This is a genomic window from Streptomyces polyrhachis, from assembly GCF_042663125.1.
In the GTDB taxonomy this organism is placed as follows: domain Bacteria; phylum Actinomycetota; class Actinomycetes; order Streptomycetales; family Streptomycetaceae; genus Streptomyces; species Streptomyces polyrhachii.
The window spans coordinates 32,055-53,489 of sequence record NZ_JBHSZO010000023.1; the positions used below are offsets into that span (position 1 = coordinate 32,055).

General features: G+C 71.8%; 17 protein-coding genes and 2 pseudogenes. 11 read left to right on the forward strand and 8 right to left on the reverse strand.

The features are described from left to right. Nucleotides 1-5: 5 nt before the first annotated feature. Nucleotides 6-1,940 (forward strand): BTAD domain-containing putative transcriptional regulator, encoded by a 1,935-nt coding sequence (locus tag ACFQLX_RS15920; protein WP_386415580.1) that lies wholly within the window; start codon nt 6-8, stop codon nt 1,938-1,940. Nucleotides 1,941-2,013: 73 nt separating this feature from the next. On the opposite strand, the gene ACFQLX_RS15925 is transcribed toward ACFQLX_RS15920, so the two are convergent. Further along, the gene (locus ACFQLX_RS15925) at nt 2,014-3,645 is read right to left on the reverse strand and encodes an ABC transporter substrate-binding protein (protein ID WP_386415581.1); all 1,632 of its coding nucleotides are present in this window, start codon (nt 3,643-3,645) and stop codon (nt 2,014-2,016) included. 1 nt (nt 3,646) lies between these two features. After that, complete coding sequence (locus tag ACFQLX_RS15930; protein ID WP_386415584.1) at nt 3,647-5,788, reverse strand: hypothetical protein; 2,142 nt, start codon at nt 5,786-5,788, stop codon at nt 3,647-3,649. Nucleotides 5,789-6,607: 819 nt separating this feature from the next. On the opposite strand from ACFQLX_RS15930, the gene ACFQLX_RS15935 reads away from it, so the two are divergent. Next, nucleotides 6,608-7,339, forward strand: coding sequence for a vWA domain-containing protein (locus ACFQLX_RS15935; protein WP_386415586.1), 732 nt, complete (start codon nt 6,608-6,610; stop codon nt 7,337-7,339). A gap of 235 nt (nt 7,340-7,574) precedes the next feature. Here the strand turns inward: ACFQLX_RS15935 and ACFQLX_RS15940 are convergent, their stop codons facing one another. Continuing rightward, nucleotides 7,575-8,147 carry a GNAT family N-acetyltransferase gene (locus ACFQLX_RS15940; protein ID WP_386415588.1) on the reverse strand — a complete coding sequence of 191 codons (573 nt, stop codon included), beginning with the start codon at nt 8,145-8,147 and terminating at the stop codon, nt 7,575-7,577. A gap of 173 nt (nt 8,148-8,320) precedes the next feature. On the opposite strand from ACFQLX_RS15940, the gene ACFQLX_RS15945 reads away from it, so the two are divergent. After that, on the forward strand, nt 8,321-9,172 hold the full coding sequence (locus ACFQLX_RS15945) for an NAD(P)H-binding protein (protein ID WP_386415590.1): 852 nt from the start codon (nt 8,321-8,323) through the stop codon (nt 9,170-9,172). 134 nt (nt 9,173-9,306) lie between these two features. Here the strand turns inward: ACFQLX_RS15945 and ACFQLX_RS15950 are convergent, their stop codons facing one another. Beyond that, nucleotides 9,307-9,510, reverse strand: a complete 204-nt coding sequence (locus ACFQLX_RS15950) for an acyl-CoA carboxylase subunit epsilon (protein ID WP_386415592.1) — start codon at nt 9,508-9,510, stop codon at nt 9,307-9,309. A 645-nt stretch (nt 9,511-10,155) separates the two neighbouring features. On the opposite strand from ACFQLX_RS15950, the gene ACFQLX_RS15955 reads away from it, so the two are divergent. Beyond that, the gene (locus ACFQLX_RS15955; protein ID WP_386415593.1) at nt 10,156-10,356 is read left to right on the forward strand and encodes a hypothetical protein; all 201 of its coding nucleotides are present in this window, start codon (nt 10,156-10,158) and stop codon (nt 10,354-10,356) included. A gap of 329 nt (nt 10,357-10,685) precedes the next feature. Here the strand turns inward: ACFQLX_RS15955 and ACFQLX_RS15960 are convergent, their stop codons facing one another. Further along, nucleotides 10,686-11,345: a response regulator gene (locus ACFQLX_RS15960; protein WP_386415594.1), complete on the reverse strand. Its 660-nt coding sequence runs from the start codon at nt 11,343-11,345 to the stop codon at nt 10,686-10,688. Then, entirely contained in the window at nt 11,318-12,607 is a 1,290-nt protein-coding gene (locus ACFQLX_RS15965; protein ID WP_386415595.1) for a sensor histidine kinase, read from the reverse strand. The genes ACFQLX_RS15960 and ACFQLX_RS15965 overlap by 28 nt, the downstream gene beginning before the upstream one ends. A 313-nt stretch (nt 12,608-12,920) precedes the next feature. Here ACFQLX_RS15965 and ACFQLX_RS15970 point away from each other — a divergent pair. The 5 genes and pseudogenes from ACFQLX_RS15970 to ACFQLX_RS15990 all read left to right on the forward strand — a co-directional run. Beyond that, nucleotides 12,921-13,082 (forward strand): annotated as a pseudogene (locus tag ACFQLX_RS15970) (AfsR/SARP family transcriptional regulator); the annotation flags it as partial. A 415-nt stretch (nt 13,083-13,497) separates the two neighbouring features. Continuing rightward, nucleotides 13,498-14,007: a hypothetical protein gene (locus tag ACFQLX_RS15975; protein ID WP_386415676.1), complete on the forward strand. Its 510-nt coding sequence runs from the start codon at nt 13,498-13,500 to the stop codon at nt 14,005-14,007. Between the two features lie 159 nt (nt 14,008-14,166). Next, entirely contained in the window at nt 14,167-14,904 is a 738-nt protein-coding gene (locus ACFQLX_RS15980) for an ABC transporter ATP-binding protein (protein ID WP_386415597.1), read from the forward strand. Next, on the forward strand, nt 14,898-17,354 hold the full coding sequence (locus tag ACFQLX_RS15985; protein WP_386415598.1) for an FtsX-like permease family protein: 2,457 nt from the start codon (nt 14,898-14,900) through the stop codon (nt 17,352-17,354). Before ACFQLX_RS15980 ends, ACFQLX_RS15985 begins: the two co-directional genes overlap by 7 nt. 134 nt (nt 17,355-17,488) lie before the next feature. Continuing rightward, complete coding sequence (locus tag ACFQLX_RS15990; RefSeq protein WP_386415600.1) at nt 17,489-18,562, forward strand: IS630 family transposase; 1,074 nt, start codon at nt 17,489-17,491, stop codon at nt 18,560-18,562. A 7-nt stretch (nt 18,563-18,569) separates the two neighbouring features. Here ACFQLX_RS15990 and ACFQLX_RS15995 read toward each other — a convergent pair whose 3' ends face one another. Continuing rightward, nucleotides 18,570-19,367, reverse strand: coding sequence for a maleylpyruvate isomerase family mycothiol-dependent enzyme (locus tag ACFQLX_RS15995; protein WP_386415602.1), 798 nt, complete (start codon nt 19,365-19,367; stop codon nt 18,570-18,572). Between the two features lie 289 nt (nt 19,368-19,656). On the opposite strand from ACFQLX_RS15995, the gene ACFQLX_RS16000 reads away from it, so the two are divergent. After that, a complete protein-coding gene (locus tag ACFQLX_RS16000) occupies nt 19,657-20,313 on the forward strand; it encodes a GNAT family N-acetyltransferase (RefSeq protein WP_386415604.1) in 657 nt (218 codons plus the stop codon). Between the two features lie 170 nt (nt 20,314-20,483). On the opposite strand, the pseudogene ACFQLX_RS16005 reads toward ACFQLX_RS16000, so the two are convergent. Further along, nucleotides 20,484-20,921: pseudogene (locus ACFQLX_RS16005) on the reverse strand (protein kinase domain-containing protein); the annotation flags it as partial. Between the two features lie 108 nt (nt 20,922-21,029). Between ACFQLX_RS16005 and ACFQLX_RS16010 the strand changes: the two are divergent. Beyond that, on the forward strand, nt 21,030-21,359 hold the full coding sequence (locus tag ACFQLX_RS16010; RefSeq protein ID WP_386415605.1) for a hypothetical protein: 330 nt from the start codon (nt 21,030-21,032) through the stop codon (nt 21,357-21,359). The last annotated feature ends 76 nt before the right edge of the window (nt 21,360-21,435 follow it).

A 21,435-nucleotide genomic window follows, 5' to 3' on the forward strand; every position in this document is an offset into this window, starting at 1 on the left:
GGGGCATGCGAATCGACGTACTCGGTGCCGTGCGGGCCTTCCGCGACGACGGCAGCGTGGTTGACCTGGGCGGACCGCGCCATCGCGAGGTCCTCGCCCGGCTCGTCGCCGCCGAGGGGCACCTGGTCACCACCGACCACCTTGTCGAGGACCTGTGGAGCGATCCCCCGCCCCGCGCCCTAGGCGCTCTGCGTACGTTCGTCGCCGCGCTGCGCCGCGCCCTCGAACCCGACCGGCCACCGCGCGATCCGCCGCGCCTCCTCCTCACCGAAGGCCCCGGCTACGCGCTGCGCCTGCCGCGCGAGGACGTGGACATCCACCGCTTCCAGGACACCCTGGCCCGGGCCCGGCGCCACCCCGACGCGGTGGGCGACCTGACCGCGGCACTCGCGCTCTGGCGCGGACCCGCCTACGCCGAGGTGACCGCCTCCGGATGGGCCCAGCGCGAGCGGACCCGGCTGGAGGAGCTGAGGCTGGAGGGGGTGGAACTGCGCGCCCGCATCCTCCTGGACGGCGGGGAGGGAGCCGATCTCGTCGCCGAACTGGGCGCCCACGTCGCCGAACACCCGTGGCGCGAGCCGGCCTGGGAGCTGCTGGCCCGCGCACTGCACCGCGCGGGCCGCCAGGCCGACGCGCTGGCCACCCTGCGCCGCGCCCGCACGATGCTCGCCGACCAACTCGGGCTGGACCCCGGTGGCGACCTCCAGCGCCTGGAGACGGACCTCCTCACCACGCCCGCGCCCCCCGCGTGGAGCGGCCCCGGTGTCCGTCTCGGCCCGCGCACCACCGTGGAGCTGGCCCGTACCCTCGCGCTGGCGGGCGGCGACGCCCTCGTCCACTCGCGGCGCGAGCGCCTCGCCGCCATCCAGGCGGCCCGGCGCACAGGGGACCTCCCCCTGACCGCCCGGGTCATCGGCGCCTACGACGTACCCGCCCTGTGGAGCCGGGCCGACAACCCCGAGCAGTCCCGCGCCGTCGTCGCGGCCGCCGAGCACACCCTCACCGCGCTGGGCCCCGACGCCCCCGCCGACCTGGCCGCCCGCCTCCTGGCCACGATCGCCGTCGAGAGCCGCGGCGCCGACCTGTCCCCGGCCGAGCTCACGCGCGCGCGGCAGGCGGCACGCCGGGCCGAGGCGCTGGCCCGCGGCCTGGCCGATCCCGCCCTGCTGGCGTTCGCCCTCAACGGGGTGTTCCTGCAGTCCTTCACCCGCCCCGGACTCGCGGCGCCACGCGACCGGATCGGCGCCGAGATCCTCGACCTGGCCACCCGGCACGAACTGGCGAACTTCGCCGTCCTGGGCCGACTCGTGCGCCTGCAGTCCGCCTCGGCCCTCGGCGACCTCGACGCCGCGGCCTCGCACGCCACCGCGGCCGAACAGCTCGCCGCCGCCACCGAGGCGCCCCTCGTCCCCGTCCTCACCGGGTGGTTTCGGGCCCGGGCCGCGGCCGCCCGCAGCACCGAACCCGGCGGACCGACCGCCGCCGCCGTCGCAGCGCACTACCGCGCCGCCGAGGACGCCCTCCGGGGGGCCGGAATGCCCGGGCTGCACCGCGGCCTGTTCCCGCTCGCCCTCCTGGGGCTGCGCCTGCTGCACGACCGGCCCGCGCCCACCGACCCGCACCTGGACTGGGGCCCCTACCGACCCTGGGCACGCCCCCTCGTACTGCTCGCCCAAGGCCGGGTCGAGGAGGCCCGTACCGCCCTGGGCACGGCGCCCGAACCACCATGCGACCACATGCAGGAGGCACTGTGGTGCCTGACCGCCCGCGCCGCCGCACGCCTCGGCGAGCGCACCGTCGCCGCCCGCGCCGCGGCCGCCCTGCGCCCTGCCCGCGCCGAGCACGCCGGCGCCGCCGGCGCCATGCTGACCCTGGGCCCGGTGGCGCGCTACGTGGCCGAGGCCACGGCCTGCGCCGAAGCGGGGGATCCTGCTCGCTGAGGCGTCCGATGGCGGCGGCGATGGCGACGCGCACACCCTTGCGCGGGCGTTGAGGGTGCAAGGGGCAGGGGCGTCATCCCTTGGTGTCCAGGCACCTCTTCTCGGTCAGCGGCGCGCCGGTGGGCCACGCGACGCCCTGGAAGGCCAGGTGGCCACGAGCGCCGTTGCCCCCGGCCACCAGGCGCACGATCGCCACCGCCTTGTCGTACGGGGTGCCGTTGCCGTCCAGGCAGATCCAACCGCTCGCTCCGGGCACCCGGTTGACGCCGTGCAGCCTGTTCCAGGCTTCGGCGATGTCCGCGAGTTCGGGTACGTGGCCCTTCTCCCGCACCCGGTTCACGATGCCGGTGATGGCTGTCAGCGCCGAGTCGTACATGGTGATCGTGCGCCCGTCGGACAGGTCGGTGGGGCCGATGTCGCCGGGCCGGTGCGCGGAGTCGTCCGCCAGCAGGCCGGTCAGGGTCGCGAGGTACTCGGGTGAGCCGCCGGTCGCGGGGGGCGCGGGCGTACGGGAGCTGCTCCAGGCGTCCGGGTGCGTGATGGTGGCGTATTCGACGGTCAGCCCCTTGCCCCGGGTGAGCGCGCCCCAGTCCAGGTCCGGGTCCAGGGCGATCGTCGAGGCGCCGGAGACGGTGACGAGCCGCAGGTGCCGGTCCCGGCAGCCGCGCGCGCCGAGTGCGTTGACGAGTTGGGCCATCGCGTCCGGGCGGCCGGCGAAGTAGACCGTGCGGGCTTCGGAGTCGCAGATGTTGTTGACCATCAGCTTGAAGTCGCTCTTCGTCACCTTGTCCGCGTTGTAGCGCTCCGGTCCGCTCGCAGCCCCCCGGGTGACCTCGGTGAACGCCTCGCGCAGGGAGCGCGCGTACAGGTCGCTGTCGCTGACGTCCTCGATGAGGAACGTCCTGCTCTCGTCCTCCCTCAGGTGGTGGTGCAGTGCGTAGGCCTGGTCGCGGTTGGACGGCACGATCTTCGCCAGGCCCGGATAGCGGCCGTTGCCGTTGTTGGCGAGGTCGGTGGCGGTGATCGGGCCGCCCACCACCGGTATGCCCATGTCCTTGGTGAGTCGGCTGATGGTGTCGGCGGTCTGCGTTTTGCTGAGGTTGAACCCGAAGACGACCCGCAGCCGATCCTGGGGGGAGGCGGCCTTCTCGGCGAGCCAGTCGGCGACCTGCCTGCCGTGGTCGAGGCCGCGCCCCGGATTGGCGAGGACGAGCCGGACGGGCACGTCCTCTTTGTCCACCTCGTTGGCCCGGTACTGCGCGAGGTAGGCGCCCTGGACCTCGCGCAGGAGCTGGGCCCGGCCGGCCCTGTCGTCCTTCGCCGGGGTCATCGGGATCATCAGCGCGATCGTGGCGTACGGCCTGTCGCCTTGTTCCACCCGGTCGTTGAGTTCTTCGATACGGGCCGATACGGGGGCGAGTTCGTCGATGAACGTATAGCTGCCGTCGCTGATGCCCACGCACTCGCCGCCCTCCTCGACCAGTTGCCCGTTGCCGCTCTGGCAGTACGCGGGCAGCTGCCACGTCCAGCAGATGCCCCCGATCGCACCGCCGGCCAGGACGAGGCAGACGAGTGCCGAGGTGTTGCGTACCGCGTCGACGAGGCCGGCGTTCCACAGCCGCCACGCGGCGAGGGCCACGGCCACGAGCAGTGCGCCGAACACGGCGAAAAGGAGCGGTGCGGGCCAGAACTGGGGAGTCGGCACCTCAGTGCCCCCTTTCGGTGATGGGGAGTTGGGGCACCCGCCGTCCGCCGGCGAGCTCGTGCGGCCACAGGGCGGTCGCGTTGACCGTGGCGGCGTCGTCGTCGTAGGCGATCTCGATGTTGCCGAGGAAGCTGCGCAGCCGGTTGTTCGGCCCCTCCGGGTCGTCGGTGTAGAGCGAGGCCAGCGTCGACTGGCTCCACAGCAGGTCCACCAGGTGTCCCAGAACGCTGTGCCGCGCGTCGGGCTGCGGGCCGCGGCAGGCCGTGCAGGGGACGTCCGGCGGTTCGGGCCGCCGTCGCGCGTATCCGTCCGGCGGCCGCGGTGCCGCGCAGATGAACTGCAGGTCGGCCAGCCAGCGCGGACGGTCCCCCTCCTCGAACATGGCGTGCAGCGCGGCGACGACCGCCGCGCGCTCACCGAGCGCCAGCGAGTGGTGCAGGTAGGCGCTGCGCCCGACGCCCTCGCGGTCATGGGCGAAAGCGCTGTAGCGCCCGCGGGCAGCGGTGTGCAGCCGGGTCCAGTACGTGAGGGCCTCCTCCGCGTCCGGACCGGCGGCCTCCGGGCTGCACCGGGTACGCAGCCGGTGCAGCAGCAGCTCCCGCAGCACCCGGTCGGCGACCACGGGTACGAATCCCCCCTCGCCCGCCCATCGGGACCGGGACCAGTGCTCCTCCCGCAGGAAGTCCCGTATCCGGCCCTCCACGCCGTCCGGGGGCGCGCCGCCGGGTGCCGGAAGGTCGGCCACGTCATCGAGGCGCAGTGCCACGGCCCACGGCAGCAGGGGCTCGATCAGCCCCCGGTCAGGGACGAGGAAGTGCAGCAGGACGTCGGCGACGTGCCTCTCGCCCGCGGTGCCGGCCGGGGGCAGGGCGAGCAGGGTGGGGCCCAACTCGTGCGGCGTGCACTGGTTGAGCCTCCCCGAGCCCCTGAGGCGCAGGTCCTCCTGGGCCGCCGTGATCAACGGCCATGCCAGACCCCCGCGTCCGGCGCTGATCTGCTCGATCAGGTTGGGCAGTCCCCGCGGGGCGCGGTTGCCCAACGCGGTGGCGATACCGCCGGCCTCCATGGCCGGCGCCCTGAGCCACACCTGCCATGCGTTCACGTCCTGGGTGTCCGGACTGCGCCAGTCGAGCTGGTCGATCTCCGCTGCTTCCAGCGGCATCCGGTCACGTACGCTCGCCGCCCGGCTCGGCGGACCGAGACCGGCGCAGACGATCACCGGTCGTCTGACGCGCCCGCCTTGGGCGTTGTTGTGTCCGGCGGCCTGTGCGTACGCGGTCAGGAGCAGGCTGAGCAGGCGTTCACCGGTAGGGGTGTGGGTGTCGTCGAGGATGATCAGTGGCAGTGGCCATATCCGCAGGTGCCTGCGGTCGTAGTGCGCGTCCATGTCCGCGAGGAAAGCGGCCGCCAGCCGCTGCTCGAGATCGTTTCTGGCCTGTGCGGGAAGTTGCTGGCGCAGGCCCATGACATAGTCCAGGAGCTTGCCGATTCCGGCGCCGGCTATGCCGTCGAGCTGCCCGTCCCACCACCTCACGGCGGCCGCGTCGGGCTGCCCGCCACCGCCCCCGCCCCCGAACGCATCGCCGACCACCTGCTGGAGCAGCCCCGTCAGGGGAGTGAGCCCGGGAGCGATCCAGCCCAGCAGCGGAACCAGCTGCTGGGCCAGGGGCTTGAAACGGGCCCGCACGCTGGCCCCGTCGGCGTTGTCGTCAAGAGCCTCCTCCAGCGAGCGCTGCAGCTGCACGAAGTGGCGCTGGCGCATGGCGCCCGCATCGTCGTCCCGGCTCTGCGGGACGTCCTCCAGGGTGGCGGCGGCGAGCAGTCCGTAGGTGAAGCGCGGGAACTCCATCCGCCCGAACCTGCCCGCCGGTGCGTTCAGTTCGTGGACGAGCCACGCCAGGGCCGCGAGCGGGCGTGCGGCGATCAGCCCTGTCTGCGGACCCGACGCGCTCAGCGCCGGGTCCGCGTCGCGGCGCGGCCACTTGGCCACGTGCAGACGGTTGACGTAGGTGTCGTGGAGCCGCTGGCACACGGAGGTCTTCCCCGTACCGCGGCCCCCGTAGATCCGCAGCACCGGGCCGCCCCGGGGATAGGCCGGAGCGACGCCCCTGCCCCGTGCGTCCAGGCCCACAGCCCGGGGCACGAAGGATTCCAGCACCTTTCCGTACCCGTGGAGAATCCGCTGCCCCGCATCGCTCGGCGCGCCATGTGCCATCTGTGCCCCCGTGGAGAATCCGCTGTGCACGCGGTGTACGGATGTGCCGCACGACGGCGTGCGGGACTGTCATGGCCACCTCCCCACGTTGCCGTTGGGGAAACCCCTGAGCGGGACGGGGCGTACAGGCAGCGGGGCTTCCCGCGATCGGGCCCTACGCAGGAGGCCGGTTCCTTGCTTCCGTCACGTATGCGTTCCCGGAAGGTTTCGACCTCGGCGAAGGGTGGGAGCGGCACAAGCGCCTCTGTGCCGTGCTGCACTGGTTCACTCCCCTGCGCCGGCGCCCGGTCGCGGTGGTCCGGCGGAGTCCTCGATCGAGCGAGCCCGGGCAGGTCCTGTGCCGATCGGCACAGCGCCACCACGACTTTCGGCAGTGGGCTTCGGACAGGGGTTTCCCCTGCCGGCCGGCCGTTGCCATGATCCGGCTATGGGCAACCGACCTCACCCGCGTACCAGGCGCGCTGCCGCGGCAACCTCCCGGGCGGTGACCGGGTGGCGCTTCGACAGGGACCGACTGGTCGCCGCTGCCGCCCACTTCGCACCCGGCGCCCCGGTGCGGGACCACCCTTAGAACTCCTTCTCGGATCCGATGGGGGTCGCCGCGGCCGAGGACGGGCTCCGCGGAGGCGGGGCGCTTCGTACGCTGGAGGCCGACCGCGGGGATGTCGCGAGCGCGCGATGGCGGGCGACCGTGCCCGCCGGGGCCTCTTCGCGCTCCCGGTGCCTTCACGCCCGTAGGGGGAGAGTGTGCGCGCTTCGAGTTCCGCCCTCAGTCTGGTCAAGGTCCAGCAGGCGGCTCCCGGCCTGGTGGACCACTTCCAGCAGGCCGGGGTCAGTTTGGAGAAGAACGCGCTGCTGGGTGAGCGCGCGTGCGTGTACCTGGTGCTGGATCGGTCGGGGTCGATGCGCCCGTACTACAAGGACGGCACCGTGCAGCATCTCGCCGAGCAGGTCCTGGGGCTGTCCGCGCACTTGGACGACGACGGCAGCGTCCCGGTGGTGTTCTTCTCCACCGATGTCGACGCCACCGCCGAGTTGGACCTGCACAACTACCCCGGCCGTATCCAGGCCCTCCACGAGGGGCTGGGCCACATGGGGCGCACCAACTACCACTGGGCCATGGACGCCGTCCTGGACCACTACCTCGCGCGCGGTGACCGCCTTCCGGCCCTGGTGGTCTTCCAGACCGACGGCGGGCCGAGCAGCAGGGCGGCCGCCGAGCGGTTCGTGTGCAAGGCCGCGCACCTGCCGCTGTTCTGGCAGTTCATCGCCTTCGGCGACCCCGACGACAACGAGTTCGCCTTCCTGCGCAAGCTCGACGACCTCGCCGTCCCGGGCAGGCGCCCGGTCGACAACGCCGGGTTCTTCCACGCCGGCAAGGACCCGCGTGCCGTGGGCGACGCCGTCCTCTACGACCGCCTCCTGGGCGAGTACCCCCGCTGGCTCGACGCCGCCCGCGCCGCCGGCATCGTCGTGTAGAGCGCGGGGCCCGGTTCGGCCGCCACGGCCCTCATGCAGCGAACCGGCTGAGTACGACCGGCCGCGCCGCTCTGCGTACGCGAGCGGTTCCCCGGTACGCCGCGTCCTCGCCGGCGTGGAAGAACCCGGCGCCCCCACCGCACTGAACGCGGTACGTGGCGGTCACGGCGGCGATCGGCGGGCCGGCGCTGACGGTGGCCGAGACCGCGCCCACGGCGCGGTGCCGTAGTCGTTCTCAGCCGACTGGAGCCGGCACCGCCGACGGCTGCCACTCGCGCCTGAGCAGCCCGAACACCCACGAGTCGGATACGTCGCCGTTGACGATGCAGTCCTCCCGCAGCGTCCCCTCCCGCACGAATCCGACCTTCTCCAGCACCCGGCCGGACGCCGCGTTGCGCGTATCGGCCTCGGCCTGCACCCGATTCAGGTCCAGTGTGTCGAACGCCCACCGCAGCACGGCGTGCGCGGCCTCCGTCGCGTAGCCCTGGCCCCACATCGCCTCGTCGAGGGCGTAACCCAGCGACGCGCTGCGGTAGTCCGGGTCCCATCCGGTCAGACCGCACCAGCCGACGAAGGCCCCGTCAACAGCGCGGTCGATGGCCACCCGCGCCCCGGTGCCTTCCTCCGCCATCGTCCGGCACATCGCTATGAAGCGATCGGCGCGGGCCCGTTCGGTCCACGGCGGGGAGTCCCAGTAGCGCATCACGTAGGCGCTGCTGTGCAGCGCGAAGAGGGAGTCCGCGTCAGCCTCGGTGAAGGGGCGCAGTCGCAGGCGGGCGGTGTTCAGTACGGGGGTGGCCAAAGTCATGCGCACCATCTTGTGTCCTCGGGGGCGAACAGACCACCGAATATCCGAACCGCTTGGGGAGCGGCGCCCCCTCAGCGTTGCGCCTTCAACTCCCGTCCGCCGGCCGGTGCTTGACCTCAACCTTGGTTGAGGTACGAGAGTCGTGTCATCGAACGGCGAGATGAGGAGATTCGATGACGCAGCCCAGGATCCTGGTGACCGGCGCGACCGGAAAGGTCGGCGGCGCGGTGGTGGCCCGACTGCACGCGGCGAACGTGCCCGTGCGGGCGCTGGTACGACGGGAGGCGGACTTCCCGGAGGGCGTGCAGGCGGTACGCGGCGATCTCGGCGATCCCGCGTCGCTGGACGCGGCGCTGGAGGGGGTCGATTCGGTCTTCCTGGTGTGGCCGTTCCTGAGCGCCCAGGGCGCGTCGGACGTGGTCGACGTGATCGGGAAGCACGCTCGACGGGTGGTGTACCTGTCGTCCGCCGGGGTCGGGGACGGGAAGGAGGAGCCCGGCGAGGCGATCACCATGTTCCACACGGAGTTGGAGCGGCTGATCGAGGCCTCGGGCCTGGAGTGGACGGCGCTGCGGCCCACCGGGTTCGCGGGCAACACGCTGGGCTGGGCGCAGGAGGTCCGTACCACCGGTACCGTACGGGCGCCGCTGGCGCGGCTGGCCCGCCCGCTGATCCACGAGGCGGACATGGCCGCGGTCGCCGTCCAGGCGCTGACGACCGACACCCTGCTCGGCGCCCGCCCCCTGATCACGGGCCCCGAACTGGTCACCCAGGAACGGCAGGTGGCCCTGATCGGCGAGGCGATCGGGCGGCCGGTGCGCTTCGAGGAGATCTCGCTGGACGAGGCCGCCGAGCAGATGAGGGCCGCGGGCTATCCGGCAGAGCTGGTGGCGGCCATCGTGCCGGCCCAGGCGGAGATGCTCGGCAACCCGGAGCCGGTCAACGATGAGGTGGAGCGCATCACGGGCATCCCGGCCCGGTCCTTCCGGGAGTGGACGGTGGACCACGCGGCGGACTTTTGCTGAGAGGACGCCAGTCCACGGTGGCGTAGGCGACTGGGACACCGGATCTCGGCGCCGCCGCCCGTACGCGTGGCGCTGAGGTCGAGTCCTCCGATGGCGGGGCGCCCGGGCGGCGGCTCCACGGACCCGTCGGCCTCTCAGCGGCGCCAGGCGCCGGGGCCCCGGTAGGACGGGTGGGGCCAGTTCGGGCGTTGCGGGACCGGTGCGGATGCGGTGGACGGGCGGGCACGTCGCGCGCGGGTGAGCAGGACTGCCGTGAGCGCGGCCAGTTCGGTGGCATCGGGAGTGCCGCGTTCCACGGTGAACAAGGGGTGCGCGGGGCGGTGCGGGGAGGTGGTCAATGCGTCTCCTGTACAGGTGGTTGCCGTACTCGCGTTCCGGTACCGGGGCATGCTTCGTGCTGGTCGGCATGTGTGCTTGCGGGGCCTTGGCCTGGTCGGCGTAACGTGATCGTGCGACCTGGGACACCCGGTGCGGCCTCAGCGTGCGGGCCCCCGCTCCACCAGCGAGATGGTTCGGGGCCGAAGCCGACGGCCCGTGCCTGCTCGTCCGGCCCGCGGCGTGCTTCCTCGTGGCGGTTGCGCACCTGTGCGGTACGCGTGGCAAGATCCGGCCTTTCGGCGAGCCGGGGCAGCGGCGGGCCGGTGGCCGGCTCGGTGGCGAGGTTCATCTGAGTACTCCTCGGAAGAGTTCAGGAGTGCACGTCAGAACCAGATGTAGGCCCTTCACCTCTACTTCTTCTACACCGGGCGGAAGCGGAATGCCTCCGGCCGCCGAATCGGAATTGAGTCGTCCGCTGTCAATCTGCTGCCACCGCAGCACCCTGACATGCGATCACCCTGGTGGCAGGAGCCACGAGCGACAAGAATCTTATTCATCGGGAGGCGCTCACCGGGAACACGGAGAGCGTCACGAAATTTCGAAGTGACATTCCGGAGAACCGGTGTCCTTCGATGTATCGGAAAAACTATTCAGGGAGTCTCTTCATGAAGGTCAGCGTTCTGCGCAGAGGTTTCGTCGCCACCGCCGCCATCGCCATCGCCATGGTGCTCGGCGCGCCGGCCGCGGGCGCGGCCACGGTCGCACAGTCGGCTGGCGACCGGACTGCGCAGGCGACTCCGGCAGCACCCGGCGACCCCAGCTGGGACAGCATCACGCCGCCGCCGGGCGACCCCAGCTGGGACTGACCCGGCGCGCGCAGGCAGCCGCCGCAGCCGCGAAAGGCCCGGCACCGGAATATTCGGTCTGGGCCTTCGCCCTGCCGCGTGGACGCGCGTCGGCCGAATGGGCGTCACCGTCCGGATATCGGTCGCTCTTTCATTGGGAACCCCCTCGTTCCCGTTCTTCGGATTCGGGGAATTCCTCGCATGATTCTTTCCGGAGAGCAGGCCCGGAAAGACGGGGAAGTATCCACTGATTTCTTCATCATGACGCGGTGCGGCGGGCGCGGCCTGGACGGGCGCGGCCTGGACGGCCACAGCCCGGCCGCGGGGGGCTATGGCGCAGCCATATCGGATCAGGCCCGCAGGAACGCCAGGACCGCGAGGACACGGCGGTGTGTCTCATCCGCCTGCGGGAGGTCGAGCTTCGCCAGGATGTTGCCGATGTGTTTGCCCACCGCCGCCTCGGAGACCACGAGTTGACGCGCGACCGCGGTGTTGGACCTGCCCTCGGCCACCAGGGCCAGCACCTCGCGCTCACGGGGCGTGAGGCGCTCCAGCGGGTCACGGCGGCGGCGCAGCAGCTGTCGGACGACCTCCGGGTCCACGACCGTGCCGCCCCCGGCGACCTCCAGGAGTGCCGACTGGAACTCCTGGACCTGGCCGACCCGGTCCTTGAGTAGGTAGCCGACACCGGATCCGTCCCCGGAGTCGAGGAGCTCGGAGGCGTAACTGCGCTGTACGTACTGGCTCAGCACCAGGACCGGCAGCGAGGGCCGCGTCTCCCGCAGCCGCACCGCCGCGTGCAGCCCCTCGTGCTGGAAGTCCGGGGGCATCCGCACATCGGTGACGACGATGTCGGGGGTGTGCTCCTCGACGGCGGCCACCAGCGCCTGCGCGTCGCCGACCGCCGCGACCGCCTCGTGGCCGAACCGGCTGAGCAGGCCGATCAGGCCTTCACGGAGCAGCACACTGTCCTCAGCGAGGACTACACGGAGCGCTCGGTCGGCTCGCAAGGGATCTCCACACGCAGCAGGGTCGGGCCGCCAGCAGGGCTGGACAGGGTCAGTCTGCCATCCAGCACCGACACCCGGTCCGCAAGTCCTGTCAGTCCACTGCCCTGTTGGGCCGCCGCCCCGCCGCACCCGTCGTCCCGTACCTCGAAGGTGAGCCATCCGCCGGCGTGCCGGCCGACCACCTCGGCGCGTCGCGCACCGCTGTGCTTGGCGACGTTCGCCAGCGCCTCGCAGACCACGAAGTAGGCGGCGGCCTCGACGGCTTCGGGCAGCCGCTGCGACAGGTCCACCGAGACGTCCACCGGGATGACCGACCGGTCCGCGGCGTCGGCGACGGCCGCACCCACCCCGAAGTCGGCAAGTACCTTCGGGTGGATGCCCTGGATCAGCTCCCGCAGCTCGGCCAGTGCCTTGCCGGCCTCGTCGTGGGCCTTGGCGAGCTGATCGGCGAGAGGGCCGGGCGGGGCGTCGAGACGGGCCAGTCCGAGCGCCATGGTCAGGGCGACGATGCGCTGCTGGGCCCCGTCGTGCAGATCGCGCTCGATCCGGCGGCGCTCCGCTTCGAAGGCGTCGACCAACCGGACGCGGGAGCGCGCGAGTTCGGTGACCTTCTCCCCCAGGTCAGCCTCCTGGGGGACGATGAGAAGGCGGGCGAGTTCGGCGCGGGCCACCGCCACGGCGCCGATCACGTAGCCGCTGACACCGAAGAGCAGCAGGCCGACGACGGCGACGGCGAACGCCTCGGGCCAGCTGGTCACCATCCACATCTTCAGTACGGGCGCCTCCTCGCCGTCGCCCACCGTCGCCATCAGGACCGGTGTCGCCACCAGCCCCGCCGGCACACCGAGCACCATGGCGAACGCCAGCAGATCGAACGGCCACAGGACCGTGGCGAACGCCAGCGTGTACCCGAGCTCCCGCCAGGTCGCTTGCTCACGGAACCGGGTACGCCCCCAGGCCAGCAGCCCCGGCTCGTCCGGCACCCGGTGCGGCGTGGGCGCGGGCCGCCGGTCGACCAGGCGCAGTCGCCGCCGCTCCAGGGCCCCCACCGGCAGCCCGGACAGGGCGAGCAGCGCGAGCAGCGGCAGCCCGATGAGCACGACGGCCAGAGCGCTGCCGACCGCCGCACCGAGCACGATCGCCAGCAGCACCAGGATGCCGACCGGGGCGCTGCTCAGGAGATAGCCGGCGGCCCGCCAGGGCCAGGCGGAGAGCAGGTAGCCGGAGCGGGGCAGGGCCTGCCACACGTTGAGTGAGCGCATGGGCTCACCGTAGAAGGCGGTTCTCTGCCGGAGCCATCCCCCCGGGCGCCGGCCTTCGTGCTCCTCGGTTACGGCATGGGCTTGGGGCCGGGTCCGTGACGGCGGGAGCACCCGTGCAGTGTCTTGCCACCGCAGCCTCTTGCCATCCGACGCTGATGACTTCCCAGGTCACGGACTCGAAGAATGGTTCGACAGGAGGCTGTGGCAATCCCGCCGGCCCTACCGACAGCAGTACACGGCAGTGAGTGGGGGACTCATGGACTTTCAACTTCTGGGCCCGGTGGAAGCCAGACAGGGCGAGCGGCGCATCTCCATGTCGGGGTCGAAGGTGCACACCGTGCTCGCCGCCCTGCTGCTCGCCCGCGGCGGGATCGTCACCGACGACCGGCTGAGTGCGCTGTTGTGGGGGTGGGAGCCGCCCGCGACGATGGGCGCGCAGATCTACACGTACATCTCGCGGCTGCGCAAAGTCCTCGGTCCCGACGTGCAGTTGGTCCGCCGCCCACCGGGCTACCTCATCCTCACCAACGACGCGCGCCTGGACACCGCGGAGTTCGAGCGACTCGGCCGGCTCGGCCAAACGGCGCTGGCCGAGCGGCGCTACGAGGACGCGCACGAGCTGCTGCGGGGGGGCGCTCGCCCTGCACGCCGCGCACGCCGCCGCCCGGCACTTCCCGGACGGGCAGCTGTACGCGAACCTGTGCCACGCGGACGGCACGCCCAAGGACCCGGCCGAGATTCTCGTACGGCTGCTGATCCTCCTGGACAACGCGGCGGGCGACCTCCAGCTCGACCCCCTGCTGCCGGGCAGTGCCACGGTCGCGGTGCTCGTCACCGCGCGGGCCCGGCTCTGCGCCGTGTCCGGTTCGCACACCCTGGCGTGCGAACCGATGGCACGGGGCGAGTCCCTCGCCCTGCTCGCGGCGGTCGCCGGCCTGCGGCGGATCGCGGTCGAGCCCGAGGCCGCCACCGCCATCGCGGATGCCTGCGGGGGGCTGCCGCTGGCCCTGCGGGTCGCCGGCGCCAGGCTCGCCTCCCGACCGCACTGGTCGGCGAAGCGGCTGGCGGACCGGCTCGCGACGGAGGAGACACGTCTGCACGAACTGCGCTTCGGCGACCTCGACGTACGGCGGTCGGTGCTGTCCTCGATGCGCGGATTCAGCGCCCGGGAGCATGACCTCCTCGCCGAGTTGACGGCGCTCGGCCGCGGGGTGTTCCCCGCGGTCGCGGCGGGGCGGCTCGTCGGCATCCCGGAGCAGGCGGCGGAGGACTTCCTGGAGCGGCTGACCGATGTCTCCCTGCTGGAGATGGCGGGCGTGGACGCGTCGGGGCTGCCGCAGTACCGCTTCCACGAGGTGGTGCTGGTGTTCGCCCGCTCGCTGGTGGGCGCGCGCTGTTGAGCCCGGACGGCGGCCTCGCAACGTCCTGCCCGGGCAGGACGTTGCCAGCATGTACGGGGCGGCCATCAGTGAACCGACCCGGAGGGTATGGCCAGGCATACCCCGAAGACTCCGTCCTGCCCTGCCGCACAGGAGGGCCGACACTGATTGAGTGGACATATGAGTAACGATGCGATCCAGTTGCGCTCTGTGAGTAGGCATTACGGGTCAGGTGGCGGCGCGGTGACCGCCCTGGACCAGGTCTCGCTCTCCTTTCCCCGGGGCACCTTCACCGCTGTCATGGGACCTTCCGGCTCCGGCAAGTCGACGCTGCTGCAGTGCGCGGCCGGCCTCGACCGGCCCACTTCGGGCTCGGTCACGGTGGGCGGGACCGAGCTGACGAAGCTGAGCGAGACCAAGCTGACGCTGTTGCGCCGCGAGCACATCGGCTTCGTGTTCCAGGCGTTCAATCTGCTGCCTTCGCTGACCGCCGAACAGAACGTGGCGCTGCCTCTGCGCCTCGCGGGCCGCAGGCCCCCGAGGCGCAGGGTGCGCGAGGTGCTGCAGCAGGTCGGGCTGGGTGAGCGGGCCGGACACCGGCCCTCGGAGATGTCCGGCGGCCAGCAGCAGCGGGTCGCCCTCGCCCGGGCGCTGATCACGCGCCCCGAGGTGCTCTTCGCCGACGAGCCGACCGGCGCGCTGGACTCGGGGACCAGTCGCGAGGTGCTGACCATGCTGCGCGGCATGGTCGACAACGAGGGCCAGACGATCATCATGGTCACCCATGACCCGGTGGCCGCCTCCCATGCCGACCGCATCGTGTTCCTGGTCGACGGCCGGGTCAACGGCGAACTCGTCGGCGCCTCGGCCGAGGACATCGCCGCCCGTATGACGAAGCTGGAGACCGTGCCGTGCTGAGCATCGCCCTGCACACCCTGCGGACCCGCTGGGTCACCTTCGTCGGCAGCTTCATCGCACTCGCGCTCGGGGTCGCGCTGATCGCGGTCATGGGTCTCGCCCTGGCCTCGTCCCTCGACGCACCCCAGCGCGAGCCCGAGCGGTTCGCCGCCGCACCGGTGGTCGTCGAGGGGGCGGACACTCTGCGGGTGCCCTCACCGATCGGCGACCGGGTCAAGAAGCTGGCTCATCCGCGGCCCGTACCCCCGTCCCTGGTCGAGGAGTTGGGCGAACTCGGCCGTACGGTCGAGGACCGCTCGTTCACGGTGCGGGCCGATGGCGCCCCCGGTGACCTGGTGGGTCATCCCTGGTCGACAGCCGCGTTCGCTCCGTACAGGATCGCCCAGGGGCGTGCGCCCCGGGCCGTCGACGAAGTGGTGACCACCGGCGACTGGGCTGCTCCCGGGCAGGAGTTGAGGACGGCCACGGGCACGGTGAAGGTCGTCGGGACCGTCGCGGGGCTCGGCTTCGAGGACGCCGTCTTCTACACCGATGCCCGGGCCGCCCAGCTCTCGCCCCGGACCGACCGCCTCGTGGTGGATGCGGACGCAGCGGCCGTACGCGGCAAGGCGGCCGGCACCGAGGGGGTGCGGGTCCTCACGGGCGACGACCGCAGGCTGGCCGACGCCGCCCCGGACCGCGACAGTGAGGCGCTGGTGGCCATGAACGCGATGTTCGGCACGGCCGGCGGTGTCACCGGGTTCGTCTCGGTGTTCGTGGTGGCCTCGACCTTCGCGTTCGCGGTGGCCCAACGGCGCCGCGAGTTCGGTCTGCTGCGCACCGCCGGCGCCACACCGGGACAGATCCGCCGGATGGTCTTCGCGGAGGCCCTGCTGGTCGGGGTGCTCGCCTCGGCCGCCGGCTGTGTGCTCGGCGCGTACGGTGCGCCGAAGCTGGCCCAGTGGGTGGTGGACGGCGGTATCGCACCGCGCTGGTTCAAGATCGGCGACTACACCTGGCCGTACCACATGGCCTTCTGGACGGGTCTGCTGGTGGCGCTCTGCGGCGTGGTCGCCGCATCCTGGCGGGCCGGCCGGACCGGCCCCGCGGAGGCACTGCGCGAGGCATCCGTGGACGCCAGGACGATGACCTGGGGGCGGTGGATCTTCGGCGCGGGGCTGCTGCTGACCGGTCTGGGGATGCTGGCCTTCACGCTGTTCACCGAACCGGTCGATCTGCTGCACCGCAAGACGTACATCAGCCGCCCGATGCTTCTGATCACCGCGTGCGCACTGCTCGCGCCGGTCCTGGTGCGTCCGCTGACCAGGTTGATCGCCTGGCTGCCGGCTCAGCTGCCGGGCGCCGGCGGCATGCTGGTCCGGGAGAACGCGGCCGCCGGAGTGCGGCGCACCGCCGCCATCGCGGCACCCGTCCTGGTCACCGTGGCCCTGGCGGGGTCACTGCTCGGGGCCACGGCCACGCTGAACGCGGCGAAGGCCGCCGAAGCGCGGCAGCAGAACACCGCCGACTTCATGGTCTCCGGCGGCGGCGACGCGGGCTTCGACGCGGCGGCGCTGCGGCGGATGCGAGAGGTCCCCGGAGCCCGGATCTCGGCCAGCGCGGAGAGTGCCGTGTTCGTACTGGAGGAAGGCGTGGCGCTGATCAGGAGCGATGCCCGGGCGGCGGACCCCGCCATGCTCGCCCGCACCACCCGCCTCCCGCTGGCCGCGGGCAGGGTGAGCGACCTCGACGACGACTCGATCATCGTCAATGAGGAGTGGGCGCAGCACACCGTCGGGCAGAGCGTGGACGTCTGGTTGGGCGACGGCAGCAAGAAGTCGCTGCGGATCGCCGCGGTGATGCACATCGGCACCGGCGACAACGGCGTCTACGTCACTCCGCGCAACGCGCCGGGCGCGAGCGTCGACGAGGTGGGCGTGAAGCTCGACAGCGGGGCGGACCCGGCCGCGGTGGCGGCGGGACTGCGTTCGGCCGTCAAGGAGACGGGCGGCTCCGTTTACACCAAGGACCAATGGGTGCGGGCCACTTACCCGCAGACCAACTCGACGACGCGCGTCGGCTTCATCCTGGTTCTCGGCATCGCCCTCCTCTATACGGCGATCGCGCTCGCCAACACCCTGGTGATGGCGACCTCCGACCGGGTGCGCGATCTCGCGGTGCTGCGGCTTGCCGGCGCGACCAAGGCACAGGTGCTGCGGGTCGTGGCGGCGGAGTCCCTGATGGTCGTGGCGGTGGGCGCGGTGCTCGGCCTCCTGGTGGCCGGCCTGAATCTGGTCGGGATCTGGGGCGCCCTCGGCATCCTCCACGTATGGTCCCCGATCGTGCTGCCCTGGAGCACTCTGGGCGCCGCGGTGGGTGTCTGCGCCGTGCTGGCGGTGCTCGCCTCAGTGGCCCCGGCGGGGCTCTCGCTGCGGCACAGGCCGGTGGAGCTCGCAGGAGTACGTGAGTGACCTGCCGGGCGTGCGGGACGCGACGGGAAGGGGCAGGGCCGGGGGATCTGGTGCTGGTCCAGGTGGTTCTGGAAGGCGGTCGGCGGCCGTGGCGGGGGGTTTCTCGGGCGGCATCACGCGATCACAATGCTCGGGTGGCTGAACGTGTGCGTGTACGCGAGATCGATGACGAAGAGGGGCGGAAACTGCTGCGGATCATCCGCAGGGGCACCGGGTCGGTGCTGACCTGGCGGCGGGCCCAGACGGTGCTCCTGTCCGCGCAGGGCATGCCGGTGGCGAAGATCGCCGAGGTGTCGTTCACCAGCGACGACCGGGTCCGCGACGTGATCCGCAACTTCAACGCCGACGGCTTCGCCTCGCTCTACCCGAAGTACAAGGGTGGCCGGCCCAAGGTCTTCACGCTGCCCGAGCGCCGCGAGATCAAGAAGATCGCGAAGTCGAGACCGACCGAGCACGACCTGCCGCTCTCGACCTGGAGCCTGACCAAGCTGGCGGACTTCCTGGTCGCCGAGGGGGTGGTCGACGACATCAGCCACGAGGGCCTGCGCATCCTGCTCCGCGAGGAAGGCGTCTCCTTTCAACGCCTGAAGACCTGGACGTCCTCCCGCGACCCCGACTACGCGGTCAAGAAGGCCCGCGTCGAACACCCCTACGCGACAGCCGACGGCGAGGTCGTACCCGAGGCAGACGAGCCTGAAGTCATCTTCTGCATGGACGAGTTCGCCCCCCTCAACCTGATGCCCCACCCCGGGCGGCAGTGGGCCGAACGCGGCGGCCGGCACAAGGCTTCCGAGCGGGAGCCCCGCCGCAGGCGCCGGGCGACCTACCACCGCTACGGCGCAGTGCGGCACCTGTCCGCCGCCCTGGACCTGACCCAAGACCGGCTCTATGACCACATCAAGCCGGTCAAGAAGCACACCCAGCTCCTGGAGTCCTGCCGCTACCTGCGCAGCCTCTACCCGCCCGAGGTCCGCATCGCGATCGTCTGCGACAACTTCTCCCCCCACCTGACCACCAAGCGGCGCCAACGCGTGGGTACCTGGGCCGCGGCGAACAACGTGGAGATCGCCTACACCCCGACGAACTCCTCCCGGCTCAACCGGACCGAGGCCCAGTTCACCACCCTGCGCTACTCCACCCCCGACGGCACCGACCACGCCGACAACCGGCGCCTACGCACCGTCATCGACAGGGCAAACGTTGCCTGACGCAGCACTAGTCCTCCGGTTCCCAGGCGCGGAGCAGGTCGAACAGCCCGGCGTCTCCGCCAACGTGCAGGGAGGCGGCCGGAATACGGTCGTACAGGTAGATGACCAACTCGCTGGCCGTGCCCTGGACGGAGGCGCCGGCTGCGTCCGGGTCCTCGCCGGTCGCGGCAGTGGGCGCGGGGATGCGGATGCAACGGGCGCCGTCGCCGTCGACCGTGAGGCGCCAGGAGCGGCCCTCGGTGGCGTGGAAGTCGAAGGCCGTGGGCTTGTGCGGCCAGGGGCTCCGCGTTGCGCAGACGGTGAACAGGAACTCCTCCACACCGTCGAGTGCCACCTCGACCGGCAGCGGCTGCGGGGTGCCCCCGGTGAGCTGGACGTCGTACGTGTGCACCGCGGTCTCCTGGACCCGGTGCCGGGCGACACCGCCGGAGGTCTGCGGTGACTGCGACGCGGGCCACCACGTCCAGCAACCGCTCTCCGGTCCCGCCTCGCGCAGGGCGCTCAGCAGAAGCTGCGTCGACGCGGCCAGCCAGGCAAGCAGGGCCTCACGCTCCCGCGGCACTTCCAGCGCGGCACGCGCAGCGGCGGCCTCGGCCGGGGGCGCGTCGGCGGGCCCCGCACCGACGATGGCGGCCCAGAAACGGTCTCCCCCACCCAGGTGCTTCACCAGATCGAACAGCGTCCACCCGGGGCAGCTCGGCACCTGTGCGTCGAGACCGGGCGCGGCGGCGACCGCGGCGCGGAAGGCGGTCGACCGTTCATCGATCAGACGCAGCAGGTCAGGGAACTCAAGATTCTTTTCCACGCCGACTGTCTACCACCGCACCCCGGTGACCGGACAGCGATTTCCACAGTCGCCGCCGGTCGGCCGTGCGGCGCGCCGTCGGCCCCTTCAATTGTCAGACCCCTGCGAGCGAAAGAGCGCAAGAGCGCAAGGAGTTGATGAAGGCACCCTCCGCGTGGGCGGGGTCGTCCTCGTGGCTTCGTCCACGCGATGCGACCCTGCTCCGGCGCGACTCCTCTGGTCAGGCCCACCCCCAGCATGTAAGGTTCACTATGGATTATCACCCATTACCATTCGGGGGGCGGCGGCAATGCCGGGCACCAGGATCAGCGAACTCGTGCGGATGTGGATCGACGGCTGGATCGTCTCGCGCGGCAGCTCGGAGCCGGTCGAGGAGCCGTGGGGATGGACGATCGACGTCGGACAGCCCAAGCACGTCGCCCGGCACGTGCTGCCGGAGCCCACCGAGGCCGACGTACGCAAGATCGTCGCCGCGACGAGCGCGCCCGGGACGTGGCTGAAGCTGTTCGCCGAGGACAAGTCGGTGCTGCCCTGGATCGGGCCGGGCTGGCGGCGCGACCTCCCCGGCTTCCTGATGACCCGCCACCTTGCACCGGAGCGCACCGGGATACCGGCCGGCTATACGCTCACCGGCTGGACCCGGGGCGGCGTCAGCCGCGTGCTGGTCCGTACGCGCGACGGGCATTTCGCCGCCCGCGGACAGGTCGCCCACAGCGGCGCCCATGTCGTGGTCGACCAGGTCGAGACCGCCGCCGAGCACCGGCGCAAGGGCCTCGGCGCCCTGGTGATGCGCACCCTGCACAACACCGCGTACGAGGCCGGCGCGAGGACGGGCCTCCTGGTCGGCACGCCCGAGGGCCGGGCGCTGTACTCCTCGCTGGGTTGGACCACGCACTCCCCGATGGCGAGCCTCTGGTACGAGCCGTCGGACACCGACCAGCAGTAACGCCCGAGATGTCGGGGCTCTCCGGTGATCCGAAGAGCCCCCCGCCGTCGGCTGTCGCGCCAGGGCCTGCCGGCCCGGGGTGATCTCCTCGCGAACGGCTCGCGGGTTCGACTCTCGGTGATCTTGCGGTACGCCGCACCGATGCTGGTCGCGGCGAACGGACCGTCCCCGTGGATGGCGGCGACCACGCAGCAGGCCCACGCCCAGATGCCGGCGGGCGGGCCGGGTTGACTCTCCTCGAACTGCTCGGGGGCCATGTAGGTCAGCGTTCCCGGTGTGCCGCCGGTGCGGGTGAGCCCGGTGCGGTCCACGATCGCCGCGATTCCGAAGTCGAGAAGGCACGGGCCGTCGCTGGTGAGCATGATGGTGCCGGGCTTGAGGTCCCGGTGGACCAGGCCCAGGTGGTGGATGGCGCCCAGCGCCGCCGCCAGTGCGAGGGCAAGGGCGCGCAGGGCCTGCGGGGCGTGGATCGGGCCTTGTTCGCGCAGGTGGGCGTCGAGGGGGCGGCCGTCGAGGGGGCGGCCGTCGAGGAGTTCCATGGCCAGGAGGGGCGGTCCGGTGTCCACTCCGGAGTCGAAGACGCGGGCTGTGTACGCGCCGGGAACCATGGCCAGCACTTCGGCCTCGCGCTCGAAGCAACCCAGGTGTCACAGGTACGGCCGCAAGTCCTTGGGGGGCCTCATGCGTCGGATCATCTTGTCGTTGCTGATGGTCATTTGCGTCTCCAGCTGCCTGGCGCCAACGCGGCAGGACGCCGCACCCACCCCATCGAGTGGTCGCGACGTTCGAGCGACAACGGTATCGACACCATCCTCCGCGCCTTCGACGCCTCCTTCTGGGGGCTGCAAAGCACGGGCCGGTCCGATGACGCGCTCCTAGCCGCGACCTCGTTGAACGGCGAAACCCTTCTGGCGATGGGGAAGATCGTCCGGGGAGGACGGAACCTGAGGCGTATCGCGGAGTCGATCTGTTCTCTGGAGTCCCAGGGTGATGCCAGAGTGAACCGCGACACCGTATGCGGCATGGCGCGCGAGGCGGACAACTAGAGCAACCTGCGCGTCCGATTCGAGGCAGAACAGACAGCCAAGCAGGCGCCACTCTCATCCCCGGAAGGTCTTCGAC

Bases quoted from the DNA above. Each gene is read 5' to 3' on its own strand.
- ACFQLX_RS16000 (WP_386415604.1), top strand. From the start codon at position 19,657: ATGCCGGGCACCAGGATCAGCGAACTCGTGCGGATGTGGATCGACGGC.
- ACFQLX_RS15965 (WP_386415595.1), bottom strand. From the start codon at position 12,607: ATGCGCTCACTCAACGTGTGGCAGGCCCTGCCCCGCTCCGGCTACCTG.
- ACFQLX_RS15955 (WP_386415593.1), top strand. From the start codon at position 10,156: ATGAAGGTCAGCGTTCTGCGCAGAGGTTTCGTCGCCACCGCCGCCATC.
- ACFQLX_RS15975 (WP_386415676.1), top strand. From the start codon at position 13,498: ATGGCACGGGGCGAGTCCCTCGCCCTGCTCGCGGCGGTCGCCGGCCTG.
- ACFQLX_RS15940 (WP_386415588.1), bottom strand. From the start codon at position 8,147: ATGACTTTGGCCACCCCCGTACTGAACACCGCCCGCCTGCGACTGCGC.
- ACFQLX_RS15945 (WP_386415590.1), top strand. From the start codon at position 8,321: ATGACGCAGCCCAGGATCCTGGTGACCGGCGCGACCGGAAAGGTCGGC.
- ACFQLX_RS15920 (WP_386415580.1), top strand. From the start codon at position 6: ATGCGAATCGACGTACTCGGTGCCGTGCGGGCCTTCCGCGACGACGGC.
- ACFQLX_RS15980 (WP_386415597.1), top strand. From the start codon at position 14,167: ATGAGTAACGATGCGATCCAGTTGCGCTCTGTGAGTAGGCATTACGGG.